The organism is Pseudovibrio sp. Alg231-02, assembly GCF_900143565.1.
Classification (GTDB): Bacteria; Pseudomonadota; Alphaproteobacteria; order Rhizobiales; family Stappiaceae; genus Pseudovibrio.
On the sequence record NZ_FREX01000003.1, the window covers coordinates 436,346 to 453,261 of the forward strand.

Sequence of the window (16,916 nt, forward strand, 5' to 3'; positions counted from 1 at the left end):
CCAGCAGTATTGGAGGTTACTTACGTTTCTGATAGTCCCGCCATCCAGTGGGCTATCCTTGCCAAGCTGAGAGGAACTGAAGATCTTCACAGCCAGCAAACTGGGTGCATCGCTCCAGTTCAGCTTCCAATCGTTGTTGGCGGCCTTTGCCCATGCGAATGCCAGCCTCGGGCCAAAAGCGTTTTACGGCCAAAGCATTGGAGGCTTTGTCACGCTTCATATCAATGCGGCCAATCAACTTGTCCCCCTCCATTACGGGGAAGACATAATAGCCGTATTGCCGTTTTGGTTCAGGGACGAAGATTTCGATGCGATAATTGAAGTCAAAAAGAAACTCAGCGCGCTTGCGGTCTCTTAATGCCGGGTCGAATGGACTGAGGATGCGGATCCGTTGGGATGGGGCTTCGAGGGATCTCAGTTCATCTTCAATTGTTGGGCGTGCGAGACATAATTTGGGCTTCGTGTCGCTGGCAGGTTGAATCTCAACAAGGATCAGTTCCTGACGCTTCTGGGCTTGCTCACACCATGCTTTGACATCGGCAAGGTCTAGTTTGTCCCAATAGGCTGCAATTTCGCTGGGCGTAGCGAAGCCGAGGCGGTCGATTGCGGAGTTGCAAGCCCACTCTATGGTTTCTGCATGGCTGGGTTTAGCGGAGCGGTGATCCTCAGGGATGACGCGTTCTGTCAGGTCATAGAGTTTTTGAAAGTTTTCACGCCGGGAGACGGAGATTTGTCCGGTCCGCCAGAGATATTCAAGTGCTGTTTTGGATGGGTTCCACTCCCACCATCCGCCTTTGCTGCGCTTCTCATCCTTGCCGACATCTGAGGTGCCAGCGGGGCCGTTTTCTTCGATGTGCCGTAGAATGAGGTTGAGTTTTTCCTGATACTCCGCACCGCGCCAGACCTTCCAGCGGGATTGCAAGCTCTCTGCGCTTTTTTGGAAGCGGTAGTGCCAATAAGAGAAGAACTCGGTTGGAATGATTGAGGCATCATGCGTCCAGTGCTCAAAGAGGCTTCTGTCATTTTCCAGCAGCTTCTTGAGATGTTTGGGGCGGTAACTTTGGCGGCGTGACCACAAGATCATGTGGTGCGCACGCTCTACTGTGTTGATGCTATCAACCTGCACAAAGCCAATGCGGTGAATGAGATCGAGGAGATCTTCTCCTTTCGAGGAGCCTGTTGGTGCTTCAAGAAGGGCGTGTTTCTGCAGAAACAAGCGGCGCGCAGCGGCGTTATCAACTTTTAAAACTAACTGCGCTTCCATAGTCATCAAAGTCTCCTGCTTGGTCAGACGTGCCTAGGCTAGGAGAGGCAGCGCCTTGCCGCAAGCAGTCCGCAGCAGATAGTTGTGGGTTTGTTCTCATTATGTTCTCTAAGTGGAGATTGCATTGGACTTTGCAGAAAAACAGCGGGGTGTGTTTCAGCGGATGATTGTTGGAGCGTTGGTGACCGCGATTGTGCTTTTGTTTGGTGCGCTTCTCAATCCGTTTGGATTTGCCGCGGACTGGAATGCCTCTGAGCGACTTTGGGTGGCAGCGGTTTCATTGTTATCACCTGCCTTGCTGCTGATGATTTCCATAGGTCGTCTGGCAATGCGCAGGTTTTATCATGCTGATGACATTGATGGAGGAGGGCTAACCCACGGCAGTGAGAAAGCCAAGATGTTGCAGAGTATTTTGCAAAATACACTTGAGCAGGGGGTGTTGGCAGGGTTCATCTACATTGCCTGGGCTGCGGTTATGCCCGGCAGCACGATGTCGGTGCCGCTGTTGGCAGCACTACTGTTTGCGCTCGGGCGTATCCTGTTTTTTGCCAGCTATGAGAAGGGGGCACCATGGCGTGGAACCGGCTTTGCGCTGACTTTCTACCCGAGCATTTTAATGCTGGTGGTTGTGCTGATAACGTTGATGGCCGGGTTGTAGCGCTCACGCTGGCATATAGCGAGCGACTACAAGATGTCCGAGCACAGGACTTTCGTGCTCTTGTCGGAGTGTGGTCTGCGTGAAGTCGATGGTTGCAAAGTCGAATTGCTCCAAGAGATTGCGGAGATAATCTTCTGTATGCTTGAAGCGGCAGCTGTCGCTCATCGTGTAGGGCTGGGTATTGGGTGCAGGCTCCATCACAGCTTCAGCGGAGAACAGGAACACGCCATTCTTTTCGATGTTGCCGGCAACACCTGCGAAGAGATCTTCCAGTGAACCAAAGTACGGCAAGAGTTCTGATGCGAGTATCAAATCCCATTTCTGAGGATGATCCTGATCGAGAAACTCGTTGATTTCACATTGCTGGAGATCGTCGTAGATCTTCTTGTCTCTTGCCAGATTGAGCATTTGCTCGGAAATGTCGATGCCAGTTTTATAAGGGATCTGATCTTCAAAAAGTTCGGCAGCTAAGCCAGTGCCACAACCTAGATCTAAAAGACGTTTAAAGGGGCCAAGATTGAGAGTGTTGATCTTTTCGTGGATCTTGGTTGGTAGGCTGTATTGGAGGATCTCCAGTAGCTTGATATCGAAAAGCTTTGCTTTCTGGTCAAACAGAGCGGAAACATACTCAGCCGGCATACTGTCTAGCTTTTCTGAGTTCGCTTTTGCTCTTGGCAGATCGATGGTTTCCTCTGAATTTTCAGAGCACCCTTGCCCCAGAAGGTTCAGCAAGTGATCGGCAGCTCCGTTGAACTCTCCGGTCTCTTTGAGGTCGAGTACATGATCATAGATCATGAAATGTCGGAGGAAATCTGCAACGGGATTGGTTTCTTGTTCTTTTTTGTCATTCTTCATCGCTGTGTAGTATCCTCGTCTTTGAATACTGACATGATTGAGCCATGAAAAAATTAATGAACAGTAAGCCTCTTTTGGTTGATCGTTTTTAGGTAAGCAACGGAAAGTAGCTGTATTTTTGTTGCTAGGTATTTCTCAAAATAAAACCCGCAGTGTTTCCACTGCGGGCTTAATAACTAAATTAAAGCTTAGGAGCTTTTACCCTTTCAGGCGTCTGTTAACTCTTTTGCTTTGGTCATCTGGTTCCGCTTTGCCAGCGTGCGTAAGCGCAGAGCGTTGAGACGGATGAAGCCTGCAGCGTCTTTCTGGTCGTAAGCGCCGTGGTCATCTTCGAAGGTCACCAGCTCTTCTGAGTAGAGAGAGTAAGGGGACGCGCGACCAACAACGATCACGTTGCCTTTGTAGAGCTTCAGCTTAACCGTACCGGTCACGAACTCCTGAGACTTGTCGATCATCGCCTGCAGCATCTCACGGTCTGGGGAGAACCAGAAGCCGTTGTAGATGAGCTTTGCGTAGCGTGGCATCAACTCGTCTTTGAGGTGAGCAGCGTCACGGTCCAGCGTGATGGATTCCATCGCACGGTGCGCTGACAGGAGGATTGTTCCGCCTGGTGTCTCATAGATGCCGCGGGACTTCATGCCAACGAAACGGTTTTCGACCAGATCGAGGCGGCCAATGCCATTGTCGCGACCGTAATCGTTCAGCTTTGCAAACAGAGTTGCCGGAGACATGTGTACGCCATTGATGGAGCACGCATCGCCTTTTTCGAAGCCGATTTCGATTTCCGTGACTTCGTCCGGCGCGCTGAGCGGGTCAACGGTGCGCTGGAAGACATACTCTGGTGCTTCTTCATTCGGATCTTCCAGAACTTTACCTTCGGAAGAGGAGTGAAGCATGTTTGCGTCAACGGAGAACGGTGCTTCGCCGCGCTTGTCCTTTGGTACTGGGATCTGATGCTGTTCTGCGAACTCGATCAGGTCAGTACGGGACTTCAGCGTCCAGTCACGCCAAGGTGCGATCACCTTGATGTCTGGGTTCAGTGCGTAGCATGCCAGCTCGAAGCGTACCTGATCGTTGCCTTTACCGGTTGCGCCGTGCGCAACTGCGTCAGCGCCGGTTTCTTCAGCGATCTCGATGAGACGCTTGGAAATGAGCGGACGGGCGATAGAGGTGCCGAGGAGGTAAACGCCTTCGTAAACTGCGTTGGCCCGGAACATCGGGAATACGAAATCCCGAATGAATTCCTCACGGAGATCATCAATGTAGATTTCTCGAATACCAAGCAGTTCAGCTTTTCGTCGTGCTGGCTCTAACTCTTCGCCCTGACCTAAGTCAGCAGTAAAAGTTACAACTTCGCAGCCGTATTCCGCCTGCAACCACTTGAGAATAATCGAGGTGTCGAGCCCGCCAGAATAGGCAAGCACAACCTTTTTGATGTCGCCTTGGGCCATAGATTAGCTTCCAAATGTGTGTTCGGGCGCATAAAGCGCCTATGCTGGGCAATCTACCGAGGAGAGCCAGCAACGCAAGTGGTGATTGAGGATTGAGTGCTGAGTTATTAATCGGGATAGTTGAGCTACTTACAGGTGTTCCTGATAATTGGGTAAGTGGAAGCTGTTGCCAGGTTCAGCTATCGGGTATGTAAGGTTTTGATAACGCAAAGATAATGACTGCTACGTTGTGCTTTGATGCCATAAAATTTGCACGTCTTGGGTGTGAGCCGTGAGTTGCTAAACTGCATGATCTCTCAACTGTATCTGCGGAAAAACCATAGAGTTTATGCGCAGAAAAATTTTCCATAGTCCTGCAATTAACCAACAAGTCTCTGTATCTACGAGGATTTCCGGGTAGGCCTTATGCGTCTTTTGTCTAAAATTGCGGGCAGATTTCTTTGAGGTTTGGTCAAGATTATCGAGGCTTTTATTGCGCGATTCGATGACTTTGGCTCAAGGATTCCAGTCTGGTGGTGCCAGCTCAAAGCCATCGAACAGGAATCCTGGAGCAACTGTGCAACCGACCAATGTCCACTCGCCGAGGCTTCGTGCGGACTGCCATGCATGGCGAGGTACGATACCTTGAGGGCGTTGGTCGTTTAATACATCCATGCCGAGGATGATGTCGTTTTGGCTGCCTTCTTCGGAGCTGATGGAAAGGCAGAGTGGAGCGCCGCCGTAGTAGTGCCATGTCTCAATTGCATCGATCCGGTGCCAGTGAGATTTTTGACCCTTCTTGAGGAGATAATAGATTGCCGTTGAATAGCCGCGCCCTTCTGGGCCTTCTGTATCCCGGAAGGTTTCGGTGTAGTAGCCGCCTTCCGGATGCTCTTTCATTTGCAGTTCAGCGATGATTTCTTCAGCGGTTGCTGAGGAGGTGATCTGGTCGAGCTGCATCAGAAGTTGTCCTTGCGGCGGCGTATTTCTGTAAATATATCAACTGGTTCAGCGTTGACCATGTTGAGGCTTTTCTGGACGAGGGGATCTCGGACTCTCAAAAACGGATTGGTTGAAAGCTCGGCTGCCATGGAGGTTGGCAGGGTTGGGCGACCGACTTCACGGAGCGCTTCGATGCGTTTTGTACGTTCCTGCAATGCCTTATTGTTTGGGTCGATCGTGAGAGCGAACTTGGCGTTGGCCAACGTGTACTCGTGACCGCAATAGATCCTTGTTTCGGGTGGTAATGTGTTTGCCAGGTGGCTCAGAGAGGCCCACATCATTTCGGGATCGCCTTCGAAAACACGGCCGCAACCGAGGGCGAAGAGTGTGTCGCCTGTGTGAGCAATACCTGCTTCCTGAAACCACCAGGAGATATGGTCAAGTGTATGGCCCGGTGTACCTATGGCTTTGACTGCAATTGGGCCGACGAGAATGTCATCTCCGTCCTCAACAAAGCGATTCATGCCTGTGATGTGTTGGCGGGAGCGTTCTGGGCCGGTTACTTTTGCACCTGTCTTCTCGACGAGTTCAGCCATTCCACCGACATGGTCCCAATGATGGTGTGTGATGAGAATGTCGGTCAGGTTCCATCCGGTCTCTTCCAGAACCTGTAAGTAGGGGGCTGCTTCTGGAACATCAATTGCAACTGTACAGCCGCTGTCGGGGTGGTGAACGAGAACGCCGAAATTATCTTTCAGACAAACAAACTGCCGGACTTCAACTTCAATCATCAACCAGCTCCCAAGCATACAGTATATCTTTATGAGATCATGAGAGGACAAGCTGTCAAATTCAACTGCAAACTCACAAAACTCTGGGTGTGGTTGATTTAAGCTTGCAAATCGTCAGCAAGAAGCGTTGCGCCCAGGGCTCTGGCACCCCATGATAAGAGAAGGCAACGCGCGGAGAACCAGTTGTATCTTGATGTTACTCACTTAAAAGAGTTCTACGACCTGCCACTTGGACGGATGCTTCGGGTGTTGGTTGGGAGCCGCGTGAAAATGCTTTGGCCAGAAATGCATGGTCAGAGTTTGCTGGGTATTGGCTATGCCGCTCCTTATCTGAGGCCTTACCTGAAAAAGACCAATCGTGTGTTTGCCGGAATGCCTGCTGCGCAAGGTGTGGTGAAGTGGCCGCGTGAAGTTGAAGTGCCAAACAAAGCCTTCCTGATGGAAGATAGTCAGCTGCCGTTTCCAGATTCCTGCATTGACCGCATCTTACTTGTGCATTCGTTGGAGATGGCAGGGCAGCCTGGGGCGCTGTTGGATGAAGTCTACCGTGTCTTGTCTCCGGGTGGGCGGGTGATTGTGATTGTTCCCAATCGACGTGGTGCGTGGGCACGGTCAGAGGTTTCGCCGTTTGGGTATGGTCGTCCTTATTCAAGACCGCAGCTCGATAACTTCCTGAGCAACCATCACCTTTCAGTTGTGTCGCGGGAAGAGGCGCTGTTTGTGCCGCCGACAAACTCGAGAATGGTATTAAAGAATGCGCGCAGTTTTGAGCGTTTAGGGGCGGTGGCCTGGTCTGCGTTTGCAGGGTTGCTGGTCACTGAAGCTGAGAAGCAGGTGTACCGTGGTATTCCGATGAAAGCGAGCCACGTGACGCGGGTCTTGCGACCAGTCTTTCTGCCTAATGGAAAGACTGCCGGTGCGCAGGCGATGAACGGGCACAGTCGCCAGCAAGAAGGAACTTTCGCCAACGAGGGCGAAAGCTGAATTTTGATTACTTCCGTTCCAGAAGGAAGACGGCCTGATCGCCGATCAGGTTCCAGACCCACCATGGTGCATTGAACCCAATGCGCTGGCCTCTTGCATCCAAAGCTTCTGCCTTAATGACTTTAGCATGGACTTCTTCAGAGAGAGCAACAAAGTCACGGATCGTGCAGAAGTGGATGTTTGGTGTGTCGTACCACTCGTAAGGCAGATAGTCGGTGACGGGCATTCTGCCTTTGAAGAGCAGCTGCATACGGTTGCGCCAGTGGCCGAAATTCGGGAAGGACACGACGACTTTCTTACCGATGCGAAGCAACTGCTCAAGAACCTGTTTTGGGTCCATTGTCGCCTGAAGCGTATGGCTTAGAATTGCGTAATCAAAAGCGTCGTCCGGGTAGGCTGCAAGATCGTTGTCTGCATCGCCTTGTACAACTGAGAGCCCGCGGGCAACGGCTTCATTCACGCCTTTTTGCGAAGTGTCGAAGCCACGGCCATCAACGCCGCGTGTATCGATCAGCAGTTCCAGAAGTTCGCCAGTGCCGCAACCGATGTCCAGAACGCGTGAGCCCGATGCTACAAAATCGCAGAGAATTCGGTGATCGCCGCGTACATTACTCAAATCATGTTTTGTCATAATGAATCTGCTTTCTGATGAAGCTTACTGTTCAGTGTTACGATCAGTCACCATTTCCCGGTGCGGGAATACCTCTGGCTTTTGCTGCTCCTGTCAGGAAGCCACGCATTGTTTTGAACAGTTCAGGTTCATCAAGAAGGAATGCATCGTGTCCGCGTGAGCTCTCGATTTCAACAAAGGAGACGTTTGCTCCAGCTGCATTGAGGGCTCGTACAATATCTTTGCTTTCCGAGGTTGGGAAAAGCCAGTCCGTTGTGAACGACATGACGCAGAAACGGGTTGTGCTATGCAAGAACGCGTTTGCGAGTTTGCCGCCATGTGCTGCCGCGAGATCGAAGTAATCCATCGCGCGGGTGACATAGAGATACGAGTTTGCGTCGAAGCGATCGACAAAAGTCATGCCCTGATGGCGCAGATAACTTTCGATCTGGAAATCTGCATCGAAGCCGAATGTGATGGCTGAGCGGTCTTGCAGGTTGCGGCCAAACTTGCTGTGCAGGCTTTCATCAGACATGTAGGTGATGTGCGCTGCCATGCGGGCAACTGACAGTCCCTTCATAGGGCGCTTGCCTTCTTTGGCATATTGTCCATGGCACCAGTCTGGATCCGCCATGACAGCCTGACGGCCTACCTCATGGAAGGCAATGTTCTGGCTGGAGTGGCGTGGACCTGCAGCGATTGGGACTGCTGCAAATACTTTTTCTGGATAGGCAGATGCCCATTGCAGCACTTGCATACCGCCCATGGAGCCGCCGACAACTGCGAAAAGAGTTTCGATACCGAGCGCTTCAACTAGTTTTGCCTGGGAGCGCACCATATCGCCGATTGTGACGACAGGCAGATCGAGCCCGTAAACCTCATCGGTTTCCGGATTGGTACATGCAGGACCAGTGGTGCCGAGGCAGCCGCCGAGCACGTTTGCACAGATGACGAAGTATTTGTCGGTGTCTACTGGCTGACCAGGACCAACCATCATGGACCACCAGCCAGGCTTGCCGGTTACGGGGTTCTCAGAGGCAACATACTGATCGCCTGTGAGGGCGTGGCACACAAGAATGGCGTTGGTCTTGTCTTCATTCAGCTCGCCATAGGTCTCATAAGCAATCTGCCAAGGGGCGAGTTCTGTACCTTCATCAAGCCGGAGAGGATTGTCTGAATCAAATCGCATGAGCTTGCTGGCAGGCATATCCATCTGTGCCGCTGCAACACTGGCTTGTGTTGAGGGTGAGATATTCGGAGTCTTCTCCGGTTTTGCGCTGGCAGTCTCAGTCATGTTTTCTTCCGCGGTGTTGTGAAGGCGAATTGGGTGTTCCTCTAAAGGATTGCAAGAGAGTTTTTGCTAGGTGCCAATTGGCAGTGTGTCAACGTTTTCTTTTGCTTTCACCGTCGTTGTTTCCTATGAATTTACATAGGTTCTGTTCAATAATTCGAGTGGGTTAGTGCAATGTCTGGGTCTTCATCAGTTTCGGATTCAAAAATGAGCTTGTCTCAAGTCCGCGATAAACTAGATGAAGTTGATGATAAATTGCATGCCTTGCTTATGGAGCGTGCTGACCTGATTGAGCATATTGTTGCGGCAAAAGCTGAACAAGGTTCTATGCATGCTGTTTTTAGGCCCTCTCGTGAAGCAGATATTATGCGGCGGTTGGTTGAAAACCATCGCGGTGTTCTGTCTATTATGTCATTGGAACATATTTGGCGTGAGATAATCTCTTCGCTCACAAATGCCCAGACAACTTATCGTGTACACCTTGATGGAAGTGCAGATCGACTCGCAATGAGTGAGCTGACACGCTTCTATTTTGGTTACGCCATTGAACAGCAACGCGAGATAGACCCCTCTGCTGTGCTTGCGGTGGTTGATTATTCACAGGTCGATCTTGGTGTGATCGGGTTAGAAGAGCGGGCAGAAACGCCTTGGTGGCGTGGCATGGGTGCCCGGGATGATGGCACCAATGGTCCTTCGATTATTGCAAGGCTTCCGTTTTTGGTTGTTCAGGACAGGCCTGCTGATCTGCCTGCTGTTGTGGTTGCGGCTCAAACTGCTGAAACTGAGAAGCCGGATATTTGTGTTTACGATGTGCGCTGGACGGGAGCTATACCGAGCTCATTGATGCACAAAGGTATAGAAGTGTTGAGTTTTTATCGCAGTTTTGAAGGCGTAGATGCGCTATTAGCTGTTCCGGGGAATATATCCGAGCAGGAGCTGGCGACTTTCTTTGAAGCTGCTGAGGCGACGCCGGATAAACTTAGATATGTCGGTGGATACCCCGCGCCGCTTGACCTAGATGATGAATTTGATAGTGAAGCAGACGCAGTTGGTTAAATTGCGTGTTTTTTGAATAAAGGAATGAGTTGATGGAAGAGCAGGTAGTACGCCCTGTCCCTCGTGCTGGTGTGTTGGCAATTGATCCGTATGTACCCGGTAAGGCGAAGGCAAATGGTGGCCATAAACTACATAAGCTCTCTTCCAATGAATCTCCTTTAGGTGCGAGCCCGAAAGCGCTTGAAGCTTACCGCACCATTTCCGAGCTTCAGTTTTACCCTGATGGCAGTGCTGGTGAACTTCGCACAGCAATTGGTGAAGTATACGGCCTGAACCCAGATCACGTCATTTGTGGATGTGGCTCTGACGAAGTGCTGAGCCTGCTGGCCTATGCCTATCTGGGTGAAGGCGATGAGGCTATTTATACCACGCACGGCTTCCTTGTTTATAAGATTGCAATCCACGCAGCTGGTGCGACACCTGTTGTTGCCCCAGAAAAAGACCTGAAAACGGATGTGGATGCAATTCTGGAACGTGTGACCGAGAAAACCAAAATGGTTTTTGTGGCCAATCCGAACAATCCGACCGGCACTTATATTCCGTTTGACGAAGTTAAGCGTTTGCACGCCGGGTTGCCGAAGACCTGTATTCTGGTTCTCGATGCGGCCTATGCTGAGTATGTGCGCCGGAATGACTATCAGTGCGGTATTGAGCTTGTTGCGAACTCCGAAAACGTTGTTATGACACGGACGTTCTCCAAGGCTTATGGTCTGCCAGCGCTGCGTGTTGGCTGGGCGTATGGTCCTGAGCATATCATTGATGCGCTGGGCCGTATTCGCGGGCCGTTTAACATGAATGCTGCTGCAATTGCAGCTGGCGCTGCTGCTGTGCGTGATCAGGCGTTTATTGAGCAGGCAGTTAGCCACAATAACGAATGGTTGCCGTGGGTAGTTAACGAACTGACCAAACTAGGTCTTGACGTAACGCCAAGTGTCGGCAATTTCATTCTGATCCATTTCCCTGAGGAACAGGGGAAGCGGGCTGTCGATGCGGATGCCTTCCTGCTGGAACGCGGGTGTGTGCTGAGGCAGGTGAAAGCCTATGGATTTGACAATGCCTTGCGCATGTCAATCGGCAGTGAGGAAGCCAACAGAGATGTTGTTGCTGCTCTCTCTGAATTTCTGAAGTAGTTCTAATAGAAGGTCTCCATGTCTGAACCCTTGTTTAGCCGGGTCGCACTGATTGGTATCGGTCTGATCGGCTCATCTCTTTCGCATGTCATGCGCCGCGAAAAGCTGGCGGGTGAAATTGTTATATCCACACGCTCAGAAGTTACTCTGAAGCGTGCGGAAGAGTTGAAACTTGGGGACCGATATTATCTGGACGCAGCAGAAGCCGTAAAAGGGGCAGACCTTGTTATCGTTTGTGTGCCGGTTGGTGCATGTGGAGCCGTGGCAAAAACCATTGGCCCTCATTTAGCTGAGGGTGCGATTGTGACTGATGTGGGGTCTGTGAAGGCCTCCGTTATTTCGGCAATGAAGCCGCATATGCCGGAAGGGGTGCATTTTATTGCAGGCCATCCGGTTGCTGGTACTGAGTATTCCGGCCCTGATGCTGGTTTTGCCTCTCTCTTTGAGAACCGCTGGTGCATTCTTACGCCAGACAGCGACAGTGATGCGGGTGCTACAGAGCGCCTGACAGCCTTTTGGGAGGCGTGTGGCTCTCATGTGGACACCATGGATGCTGAGCACCATGATCTTGTGCTGGCTGTTGTGTCTCACCTTCCGCATATCATTGCTTACAACATTGTTGGTACGGCTGATGATCTGGAAACGGTGACCAAGTCAGAAGTGATCAAATACTCTGCTTCCGGTTTCCGTGACTTCACACGTCTGGCGTCTTCTGATCCGACTATGTGGCGCGATGTGTGCCTGAACAACAAAGAAGCCATTCTTGAAATGCTGTCTCGCTTTTCTGAGGATCTGTCTGCCTTGCAGCGTGCGATCCGGTGGAGTGATGGCGATGCCTTGTTCAAGTTGTTTGCGCGGACCAAAGATATTCGCCATCAGCTTGTTGAAGCAGGTCAGGAATCTGCGGCGCCGAACTTTGGTCGTGAGAACGAAAAAGGCGAGCCGGCTGAATAAGATCTTGCTGGTTTTGAAAGAGTTTAGCCCGGGTCAGATCAGTTCTGATCCGGGTTTTCTTTTGAAGGTGTAACCAAGACTGGTCAACTTATCAGTTGGGTAAGCGGTGTTGGTTTACCGAGGTTTCAAGAGTGATTTTGATGTGGCTTCAACGCTGAATACTCTGCGCGTGGACAGAGCGCTTTCAGGAGTTTTTGGATGATGAAGCTGAGTGGATTGGCAGCAGTTGTTGCTGCCGGGTTTGCTGTTGCGAGTTTTGCTGCGATGGCTTCTAAAGAAGATCAGGTGCCCGCTGGGCCGACCGCTGTTGCCATTATGAAAGATGTTGATGGCAAGCAGGTTGGGCGTGTGGTGTTGACTGAGACCTTGAGCCAGACCCTCCATATTACAGCAGCATTTGATGGCTTGCCTGCTGGTGTACATGGGTTCCATGTTCATGAAACCGGCCTTTGTGAGCCAACTTTTTCGGCTGCAGGCGGGCATTTTGCACCTGAAGGGCATGAGCACGGGATTGAAGTTCCTGATGGTCCGCATGCAGGTGATCTTCCAAATCTTCATGTTCCCGAGAATGGAAAGATTGTCGTCGAGTATTTCTCCGAAATCTTAGACCTGGCTCCCGATGACAAGGACAGCCTCATTGGTGGTCCGGGCAGGGCGCTGATTGTTCATGCTGATCCGGACGACTATCACAGCCAGCCAACTGGTGATGCGGGAGGGCGGATTGCTTGTGGCGTGATTGTGCCGATCAAGCAAAATGCAGATAGTTTCCAGAGCTACCCTGAAGAAACACCTAGTGACGGCAAATAGTTTTAGCACCGCATGGCTTTACCAGCAGTGTTGAAGCATGGGTTCCCGAAAGTTCGGGAGTGAGCAAGGCGAGCAGGCAGTGCCTGCGCATTGTGAGTAAATTAGTTTCTTCGGCATTGGCTGCTCGCCTTGCCCGGGCGTTTTTGTATGAAACAAGATCTCCTCCGAAAGGCATTGGGAGCAGGCACCATCAGCAACAAGCACACCGGCCAGAGGCAGATGCGATTGTCGGTGATAGCTAAACGCCTGCCAGTGTAGACGCCCATCGGGTGACCAGCTTCCGCTTGGTCCCTGCACTAAAGACTTTCAAGGGGTGTTTCAACGAACCCGCCGGGTGATGCGTTACTTCACCCGGTAGCTCCGCCCAGCCCACGCCGCACTGATGGACGGTCCACCAGCTGCCCGAATACGTGAGCACAACACTGAGAATATGCGGGGTTGAGGGCAGGGGGATAAGTATTTGAAGTTCTCTGCTCCCTCTAGCTTTGTTTCTTGGGGGTGCCCTCCCGGTTTGATGACATATACAGGAGTGTGTTACCGTAAGGGTAACTTACCCGTGGGTGTGGGGTGCACTTCGGGTTTTGGGTTCGGTTTGGGAGGGCCATCTCAATGGAGTTTTTTGACCCTATATCGTATGCGGTGCCGTTTTTTATCATTCTCATGATTGTAGAAGGTGTGGCTTTAAAGCTGCGTGGGATTGATGGGTATGAAGTCAAAGATACGTTTTTCAGTCTGGCAATGGGGATTGGGAGTCTCATCGCTGGGATTGCGTTAGGCACATCTATGTCTTATGCGGCGCACAGCTGGATTTATGGCTATCGTCTTATCGAGACTATTCCTATCAACTGGTGGACCATCCTGATCTGCTTTGTGCTCTATGACTTGGCCTATTACTGGAAACACCGCTTTGGGCACGAGTATCGGTGGTTTTGGGCGAGCCATGTCAATCACCACTCTTCTCAGCGGTATAATCTTTCAACAGCACTGCGTCAGACGTGGACGGGGACAATCACGCTGACGTTCATCTTTGGGTTGCCCATAGCGCTTCTCGGCTTTCAACCGGAGATGATCTTCTTCGTTGCAGCCTGGAATTTGCTCTACCAGTTTTGGATTCACACTGAGCTGGTTGATCGTATGGGGCCATTTGAGTGGATCTTTAACACACCGAGCCATCATCGCGTCCATCATGCGACCAACCCGCGATATCTGGATTCCAACTATGCGGGGACGCTGATTATCTGGGATCGGATGTTCGGGACCTTCAGCCCGGAAGTTGCAGAGGACCCACCGCGCTACGGGATTGGCAAGAACCTTGAGACCAACAACCTGCTGATTGTGGCGTTTCATGAATGGATTGCGATGGTCAAGGATTTGAAGACCGCAAGATCCCTGAGAGATGTCCTCGGCTATATGTTTCGTACGCCGGGATGGACGCCTGATAACTCACGAATGACCACAACGAAGGCCAAAGCGAATTGGAAACGGAAGCAGGCTGTGAAGACAGCCGAACTTGGGACCGTGGAGGAGCAGAAGGTGCAAGAGCCTGCTGAGTGAGCTTTTGGAAATGACTACAAAAAAGGGAGAGCCGAAGCCCTCCCTCAAATAACTCATCAAATTAAACAGTCTTAAGACGCTTTGTTTGATGTGCGTTCGGCGCGCTTACGGTCATGTGGGCACAGCAGTGCTTTACGCAGACGGATGGATTCTGGGGTTACTTCCACCAGTTCATCTTCAGCGATGTAAGACAGTGCACCTTCAAGGCTCAGCTTGATTGGGGTGGTCAGCTTAACAGCATCGTCCTTACCGGAAGAACGGATGTTGGTGAGCTGCTTGCCCTTCAGAACGTTCACTTCAAGGTCGTTACCGCGTGTGTGTTCACCAATGATCATGCCCTGGTACACTTTTGTGCCCGGATCAATCATCATTGGGCCACGGTCTTCCAGGTTGAACAATGCGTAAGGAACAGCATCGCCCTGACCGTTGGACAGCAGAACGCCGGTGTTACGACCCATAATTGCGCCTTTGTAAGGTGCATATTCATGGAACACACGGTTGAAGATCGCGGAACCGCGGGTGTCTGACATCAGCTCAGCCTGGTAACCGATAAGGCCACGGGTTGGAGCGTGGAATACCAAACGGGAGCGACCGCCACCGGATGGGCGCATTTCAAGAAGCTCACCTTTGCGTTCGGTGATCTTTTTAACAACAGCGCCCTGGAATTCATCATCAACGTCGATGATAACTTCTTCGATTGGCTCAAGACGCTTACCAGCTTCATCTTCCTGATAAACAACGCGAGGACGACCTACGCAAAGTTCGAAGCCTTCACGGCGCATGTTTTCGATCAGGATTGCGAGAAGCAATTCACCACGACCGGAAACGATGAAGGAATCTGCTTCTGCAGTTTCTTCGATCTTAAGCGCAACGTTACCTTCAGCTTCCTTCATCAGACGCTCGCGGATAACGCGGGACTGAACTTTGGAGCCTTCCTGACCTGCCAGAGGACCGTCGTTGACGCGGAACATCATGGACAGGGTTGGCGGATCGATTGGCTGTGCCTGAATTGGCTCGCTTACCTGAGGAGCAACGATTGTGTCTGCCACGGTTGCTTTGGTCAGACCAGCGATGGAGACGATGTCGCCTGCTTCGCCTTCTTCAATTGCCTGACGCTCAAGACCACGGAACGCGAGAACCTTGGAGATACGGCCAGTTTCGATCACACTGCCATCACGTGACAGCGCCTTGATCGCCATGTTCGGGGTCGCAACGCCAGATGCGATGCGGCCTGTCAGAATGCGGCCAAGGAACGGATCAGATTCGATTGTTGTTGCGAGGAGGCGAAATTCGCCTTCTTCAGCCTGTGGCTCTGCAACTTTGTCGAGGATCATGTCGAAGAGTGGCGCCATGGAATCCTGAGGACCAGCTGGCTCGAGAGCCATCCATTCCTGTTTAGCGGAACCATATACGACCGGGAAGTCGAGCTGTTCTTCGTTTGCATCCAAAGATGCGAACAGGTCGAACACTTCGTCCAGTACTTCGTCAGCGCGCTGCTCTGGTTTGTCGATTTTGTTGATCGCAACGATTGGCTTCAAGCCGAGCTTCAGCGCTTTACCAAGTACGAACTTGGTCTGCGGCATTGGGCCTTCAGCTGCGTCTACGAGCAATACAACGCCATCTACCATATGCAGAATGCGCTCTACTTCACCGCCGAAGTCAGCGTGACCTGGTGTGTCAACGATGTTGATGCGTGTGTTGTTCCAGACCAAAGAGGTGTTCTTGGCAAGGATGGTGATGCCGCGTTCACGCTCGATGTCATTGGAGTCCATCATGCGTTCTTCGGTGCGCTGGTTTTCGCGGAAGACGCCGGACTGCTTCAACAAGACGTCAATAAGGGTCGTCTTGCCGTGGTCAACGTGGGCGATGATCGCAATATTGCGAAGTTTCATGGTGGCTCCGTCTGGCCATAGGAAGTCGCGGCGTGTGGGAGGATCATGAGGTGCCCGATCCACGCCATTCCTTCAATCTGGTTTTTCTCTAATGAAAGATGCGCTCTTCTATCCTATTTTTGTGTCAATTCAAACCATCTCGCTAAAAAACTGCTAAGTATTTAGTCGAGCTCACTTTTTTACTGGTGAGCCTGGTTTTTTGAATAGACTTTGCCGGAAAAAGAACGCAATTCAGCATCTGTTTAGCTGATAAGTCATCGTTCGGATATTAGAATATGAGGCTTTCGGTGCAAAAGTGTGCCAGATCACTTACTCTTCATTTATGAAGTTGTAATCATCGACAGATAGCAAACCGGATTTTCTTACCAGTCTGGAGCGTACGTCGACTTCTGCAAGGTCGTAGGCGTGCATCCATTGGCACTCATCGGGGCAGCGACCGACGATATCGTAGTTTTTTCCGGCAGGGATGTAGAACTCTTCGAAGGGCTCCAGATTGATAAACTGGCCGTTGATGCCTATAGACATACCCGAGGTGAGAGCGACAAAGACTTCTTCTGCCTCAGCAAATAAATTTCTCCAGATACGGCCTGGCGTGTCGATTTGGTGGTGAAATGCGTAGCCACGTTCGCGAAAGCTTGCTTGCAGCTCCTGTTTCTGTTGTTCAAGGTGAGACAGTTCAGCTAAAAGCAAGCAATGCT

General features: G+C 51.3%; 16 protein-coding genes. 7 read left to right on the forward strand and 9 right to left on the reverse strand.

Annotated elements, in window-relative coordinates; all coding sequences use genetic code 11:
- Positions 1–52 precede the first annotated feature (52 nt).
- On the reverse strand, positions 53–1,264 hold the full coding sequence (locus tag DHN43_RS11565) for a winged helix-turn-helix domain-containing protein (protein ID WP_108818763.1): 1,212 nt from the start codon (positions 1,262–1,264) through the stop codon (positions 53–55).
- Between the two features lie 124 nt (positions 1,265–1,388).
- On the opposite strand from DHN43_RS11565, the gene DHN43_RS11570 reads away from it, so the two are divergent.
- Entirely contained in the window at positions 1,389–1,922 is a 534-nt protein-coding gene (locus DHN43_RS11570; protein WP_108818764.1) for an MAPEG family protein, read from the forward strand.
- A 3-nt stretch (positions 1,923–1,925) separates the two neighbouring features.
- On the opposite strand, the gene DHN43_RS11575 is transcribed toward DHN43_RS11570, so the two are convergent.
- From DHN43_RS11575 to gloB, 4 genes are all read right to left on the reverse strand, one after another.
- The gene (locus tag DHN43_RS11575) at positions 1,926–2,777 is read right to left on the reverse strand and encodes a class I SAM-dependent DNA methyltransferase (RefSeq protein WP_108818664.1); all 852 of its coding nucleotides are present in this window, start codon (positions 2,775–2,777) and stop codon (positions 1,926–1,928) included.
- A 206-nt stretch (positions 2,778–2,983) separates the two neighbouring features.
- Complete coding sequence (locus tag DHN43_RS11580; RefSeq protein WP_057460762.1) at positions 2,984–4,228, reverse strand: argininosuccinate synthase; 1,245 nt, start codon at positions 4,226–4,228, stop codon at positions 2,984–2,986.
- A gap of 495 nt (positions 4,229–4,723) precedes the next feature.
- On the reverse strand, positions 4,724–5,167 hold the full coding sequence (locus tag DHN43_RS11585) for a cupin domain-containing protein (RefSeq protein ID WP_108818665.1): 444 nt from the start codon (positions 5,165–5,167) through the stop codon (positions 4,724–4,726).
- Positions 5,167–5,937, reverse strand: coding sequence for a hydroxyacylglutathione hydrolase (gene gloB, locus DHN43_RS11590; protein ID WP_208995308.1), 771 nt, complete (start codon positions 5,935–5,937; stop codon positions 5,167–5,169). The genes DHN43_RS11585 and gloB overlap by 1 nt, the downstream gene beginning before the upstream one ends.
- A 186-nt stretch (positions 5,938–6,123) precedes the next feature.
- Between gloB and DHN43_RS11595 the strand changes: the two genes are divergently transcribed.
- Positions 6,124–6,924: a class I SAM-dependent methyltransferase gene (locus tag DHN43_RS11595; protein WP_057460760.1), complete on the forward strand. Its 801-nt coding sequence runs from the start codon at positions 6,124–6,126 to the stop codon at positions 6,922–6,924.
- A gap of 7 nt (positions 6,925–6,931) precedes the next feature.
- Here the strand turns inward: DHN43_RS11595 and metW are convergent, their stop codons facing one another.
- Positions 6,932–7,555, reverse strand: a complete 624-nt coding sequence (metW, locus tag DHN43_RS11600; RefSeq protein WP_063286126.1) for a methionine biosynthesis protein MetW — start codon at positions 7,553–7,555, stop codon at positions 6,932–6,934.
- A 43-nt stretch (positions 7,556–7,598) separates the two neighbouring features.
- The gene (gene metX, locus DHN43_RS11605) at positions 7,599–8,747 is read right to left on the reverse strand and encodes a homoserine O-acetyltransferase MetX (RefSeq protein ID WP_208995310.1); all 1,149 of its coding nucleotides are present in this window, start codon (positions 8,745–8,747) and stop codon (positions 7,599–7,601) included.
- Positions 8,748–9,032: 285 nt separating this feature from the next.
- Between metX and DHN43_RS11610 the strand changes: the two genes are divergently transcribed.
- The 5 genes from DHN43_RS11610 (at position 9,033) to DHN43_RS11630 (ending at position 14,326) form a co-directional block, all read left to right on the forward strand.
- Positions 9,033–9,881, forward strand: a complete 849-nt coding sequence (locus DHN43_RS11610; RefSeq protein ID WP_108818667.1) for a chorismate mutase — start codon at positions 9,033–9,035, stop codon at positions 9,879–9,881.
- 32 nt (positions 9,882–9,913) lie between these two features.
- Positions 9,914–11,011: a histidinol-phosphate transaminase gene (gene hisC, locus DHN43_RS11615; RefSeq protein WP_057460757.1), complete on the forward strand. Its 1,098-nt coding sequence runs from the start codon at positions 9,914–9,916 to the stop codon at positions 11,009–11,011.
- Between the two features lie 18 nt (positions 11,012–11,029).
- Positions 11,030–11,965 carry a prephenate/arogenate dehydrogenase family protein gene (locus DHN43_RS11620; RefSeq protein ID WP_063291120.1) on the forward strand — a complete coding sequence of 312 codons (936 nt, stop codon included), beginning with the start codon at positions 11,030–11,032 and terminating at the stop codon, positions 11,963–11,965.
- A gap of 198 nt (positions 11,966–12,163) precedes the next feature.
- Positions 12,164–12,772, forward strand: a complete 609-nt coding sequence (locus DHN43_RS11625) for a superoxide dismutase family protein (protein ID WP_208980712.1) — start codon at positions 12,164–12,166, stop codon at positions 12,770–12,772.
- 609 nt (positions 12,773–13,381) lie between these two features.
- A complete protein-coding gene (locus DHN43_RS11630; RefSeq protein ID WP_063286122.1) occupies positions 13,382–14,326 on the forward strand; it encodes a sterol desaturase family protein in 945 nt (314 codons plus the stop codon).
- Between the two features lie 71 nt (positions 14,327–14,397).
- Here the strand turns inward: DHN43_RS11630 and typA are convergent, their stop codons facing one another.
- Positions 14,398–16,218: a translational GTPase TypA gene (typA, locus tag DHN43_RS11635; protein ID WP_108818766.1), complete on the reverse strand. Its 1,821-nt coding sequence runs from the start codon at positions 16,216–16,218 to the stop codon at positions 14,398–14,400.
- Positions 16,219–16,527: 309 nt separating this feature from the next.
- A complete protein-coding gene (locus DHN43_RS11640) occupies positions 16,528–16,908 on the reverse strand; it encodes a hypothetical protein (protein WP_159096834.1) in 381 nt (126 codons plus the stop codon).
- Between the last annotated feature and the right edge of the window lie 8 nt (positions 16,909–16,916).